A 3795-nucleotide genomic window follows, 5' to 3' on the forward strand; every position below is an offset into this window, starting at 1 on the left:
CAAAGCTCTTAACTCGAGGAGTACGTTTGAGGTATTCAGTCACACCTTTTCGCAAAGCGCCGGTCCCTTTTCCGTGAATAATAGTAACCGATGGATAGCCGGCTAATAACGCCGAATCAATATACCGGTCCACTTCGGTCATCGCTTCTTCATAGCGATGGCCCCTTAAATCCAGTGTTGGCGACATTCCTGCCGAACGTGTTCTGGAAACGTGGGTTTGGTACTGGTTTTTCTCCTTGGTATTTTTAGCAGCCTTCTCCAAATCGGATTCTTCAATCTGCATTTTCAAAATCCCAATTTGAACATCCCAAGTATGGTTTTTGTCCCGGCGCAGTAATGTTCCCTGTTGGCCATAGGACTTCACCAAAACGTCGTCGCCAGGATGAAAATCATGTTTCGCCTTTTCTTTTTTCAATACCTTGTTTCGAGTTAAGTTAGGAGCGGTTTCCAACTTGTTCAATGCCCCTTTTGCATCAATCAATTCATTTTCTTTAACCGCAACTTGACCCACTTTGGCTTGTTTTTCATGAAGATCAGCAATAATTTGATCCGCCTGTTTTTTGGCTTCTTCCACGACTTGATTTGCGCGTTCCTTAGCCTGCTCGGTTAACCGGTCCTTTTGATTCTCATACTTGGTAAATTTGTCCTGCAATTCACTGTGCAATTTAGCAGCCTGCTGAAGTTGTGTGTTGAGTTCGTCAGCTTCGTCGTGAGCCCGCTTAGTTTGCGCTGTAAGCTCTTCAATCATGTTATTGATATCCTGGTTCTCGGTGTCGGTAAATGCCCGTGCCTGGTCAACAATTTGCTTTGACATGCCCAGCTTGCTGACAATGTTTAGTGCGTTACTTTGGCCGGGGATCCCAAGTAAGAACCGATACGTCGGCTGTAATGTGTCGACGTCAAATTCCATTGATGCATTAATAATTCCAGGTCGATTATAAGCAAAGGCTTTTAACTCTGGATAATGGGTCGTGGCAATCAATTCGCAGCCGATCTTATGAAAGGCATCAATGATGGCCATTGCAAGCGCCGCGCCTTCCTTGGGATCGGTTCCGGCACCTAATTCATCCAAGAGAACCAAACTGTTTTGGCTCACCTGGTTCAAAATTGAAATGATATTGTCCATATGAGACGAGAACGTACTCAAATTGGCTTCAATCGATTGCTCATCTCCGATATCAGCAAAAATATCATCAAATACCCCAATCTGACTCCCTTCATTGGCGGTAATAAACAAACCCGATTGGGCCATCAATTCCAGTAAGCCGACGGTTTTGATGGTAATCGTTTTACCACCGGTGTTTGGCCCAGTCACAATGATGGCATGATATTGGTCACCGATTTCAATATCATTGGCGACCACCTTATCACGTGGAATCAACGGGTGGCGTGCCTGACGCAGCTTCACCACATTATCGGCGGACACCTTTGGTTCGATGCTGCCTGTTTGGTGGGCCAACTTGGCCTTGGCATTCACAAAATCCAATTGGCCAATGAGATCCATATTCGCTAATAAATCATCCCGATGGGGTCGAATTAAGTTGGTGAGCTCACCGAGGATCCGGCGAACTTCAGCCCGCTCGGCCAACTGATCGCGTCTCAGTTGATTATTCATTTCAACAACCGTATTCGGTTCAACGTAAAGCGTTTGGCCGGATGCACTTTGATCATGAATAATCCCACCGAAGCGTTGTTTATATTCGGCCTTGATTGGCAGCACAAACCGACCATCACGGACCGTGATAATCGGTTCACTGAGGTATTTGGCGTCAGATCCCTTAATAAACTTTCCCATTCTCGAACGAATGTTACCTTGGGTAGCTGAAATCGATTTTCTGATTGCGCGCAGCTCCGATGAAGCGCCGTCAAGAACCCGGCCATCGTCGTCAATTGAAGACAGCATCCGTCTGGTCACGTCCGGCAGCAATGTCAACCGATTGACAATTTGTGGCAATACCTTGAGTGCAACGTCTTCTTCCTGTAAATCAGCAAAAAAATCAGACACGACTTGAACCGCCCGTAAAAGCTTGGTAATTTGGGCCAATTCCGTTCCACCTAAAGATGCGTTTTCGATTCTTAACCGTTTCATATATGGCGAAATTTCGGTCAGCTTGGGGATCGGAATTTCACCTTTAAGCCGGACAATATCAGCCCCATCAGCAGTCTGTGCCAATCGCTGATTGACCTGGTCGACTGATGCACTGGGTGTTAATTGCCCAACAATTTCGTTTCCACGATCAGTTGCTAAAAATTTTGTAAGCTGCTCTTTAATTTTTCCGTATTCTAATGTTTCTAAAACTTTATCGTTCATACATTAACCTCACTGGAATTTTCATCCCAAATCTGAATCATCTTATCTGAAAGAAGTGGCGTTTTTTTCACAATCCACTGGGAAATGCTTGAGTCTTGGTATTGCTCGTGGATGGTTTGACTGGGAAAGATCAATAATATATTCAGGAGAATAAAGATCACCAGATATTTGATGATCAAGTTGGCAACCCCTCCAAGCAGCGAATTTAATTGGTGAATAATCGGCAGCTTGGTAATCGGTGTAATGATATCACGCAAAAGCCTGACAATCTGCCAGACCAAGCCAAATAACAGTACGAACACGATCCACTTAATAATTCCTGATGTGGATTGAGCCGAGCTTGTTTGACCGATTAAACCATTAATAAAATCCGCAACCGGCGTGGTATACAGGACACTCACAAATGTCGCAACGACAAACCCAACCAAATGGAGAATCTCGACAACAAAGCCCCGTCGTAATCCACTTAGCAAGCCAAATCCCAAAATCAAAATGATTCCAATGGTAAAAACCATTTTAAAGACCTTCTTTACTGTTGTGTGCAGCTTTTTGAACATCAAATTGTTTGGAAATTGCGTTAAATGCAATTAAAATCGCCCGTTGTTCTTCTGTTGAGCTCGGCATCGCTTCTTTAAGCTGATTCAGTTGTTCGTTCAATAAATCGGTCACTGCCTGCATATGGTCCACAGTTCCGTTACCAACTAGTACATAATCTTTTCCATCGATGGTTGCTTTGAACCGTCGCTTTTCATTCTCAGACATTTCGTCACATCCTAATTTCTCTCAATTAAAAACTGAAGGCGGGACAAATAGTGGTCAGCTTCCAGAATATAAGTGAATTAGCCAAACATCCTGGACTTGGATGATTGGCTAATTCACAAATACGGCCGAAAACTGCTATTTGGCGCACGATTCAGCTAAGTAACATTTAAGCTAAAAAGAGGTTGGAGCAAAACTTTTAGTTTTGTCCGACCTCTTTCCCCTTCGCTGATGACCATGCTAATTATTGATCGTTGTCACCGTCGTCAGTTTCATCGTCACCATCTTTACCCAAGAAAGTGTTCAAAACGGATTCGATCATATCCCATTCTTTATCGGTTTCGATTGCTTGCAGTTCGCCGCCTTGAGGATCACTCGGATCGTCGCCCTTTGGCAATGCGTATGCTTGAATTTCAACTTCTTCGTCTTCACCCTTACCGTGTGGATAGATTAGGATGTAAGAACGATCAAAGTCCTCTGACTTAAATGTAAATAAGACATCGAATAAAGTTTCTTCACCGTTTTCGTCGACTAATGTGATTTGTTGTTGTACTGGTTCTTGGTCTGCCATAATTGTTTACCTCGCTATATTTTTGTTAATTTACCATTGCGGTCCAAATAATTCTGAAGTATCAAGCCCGCTGCCAATTTATCGATCACCTTTTTGCGTTTGGCTCGAGAAACGTCTGCTTCTTCAGTCAGCATCCGCTGAGCCTCAACAGTGG

General features: G+C 43.8%; 5 protein-coding genes. All 5 read right to left on the reverse strand.

The genetic code is table 11. From position 1 onward, the window contains the following. Nucleotides 1-2311, reverse strand: a 2311-nt coding sequence (locus AB3112_RS09315; protein ID WP_367334364.1) for an endonuclease MutS2, incomplete at its 3' end; no start/stop codon positions are given. Beyond that, nucleotides 2308-2826, reverse strand: coding sequence for a CvpA family protein (locus AB3112_RS09320; RefSeq protein ID WP_057909271.1), 519 nt, complete (start codon nucleotides 2824-2826; stop codon nucleotides 2308-2310). The genes AB3112_RS09320 and AB3112_RS09315, both read right to left, overlap by 4 nt. Before the next feature lies 1 nt (nucleotide 2827). Beyond that, complete coding sequence (locus AB3112_RS09325) at nucleotides 2828-3073, reverse strand: cell division protein ZapA (RefSeq protein WP_057909272.1); 246 nt, start codon at nucleotides 3071-3073, stop codon at nucleotides 2828-2830. Between the two features lie 241 nt (nucleotides 3074-3314). Then, complete coding sequence (locus AB3112_RS09330) at nucleotides 3315-3641, reverse strand: DUF1292 domain-containing protein (protein ID WP_057909273.1); 327 nt, start codon at nucleotides 3639-3641, stop codon at nucleotides 3315-3317. 14 nt (nucleotides 3642-3655) lie between these two features. Continuing rightward, nucleotides 3656-3795: Holliday junction resolvase RuvX (ruvX, locus tag AB3112_RS09335; RefSeq protein WP_367334365.1), on the reverse strand; the 140-nt coding region annotated here is incomplete at its 5' end.

The sequence above is a fragment of the Lentilactobacillus sp. genome, assembly GCF_040773105.1.
Classification (GTDB): Bacteria; Bacillota; Bacilli; order Lactobacillales; family Lactobacillaceae; genus Lentilactobacillus; species Lentilactobacillus parabuchneri.

Bases quoted from the DNA above. Each gene is read 5' to 3' on its own strand.
- AB3112_RS09320 (WP_057909271.1), bottom strand. From the start codon at position 2,826: ATGGTTTTTACCATTGGAATCATTTTGATTTTGGGATTTGGCTTGCTA.
- AB3112_RS09325 (WP_057909272.1), bottom strand. From the start codon at position 3,073: ATGTCTGAGAATGAAAAGCGACGGTTCAAAGCAACCATCGATGGAAAA.
- AB3112_RS09330 (WP_057909273.1), bottom strand. From the start codon at position 3,641: ATGGCAGACCAAGAACCAGTACAACAACAAATCACATTAGTCGACGAA.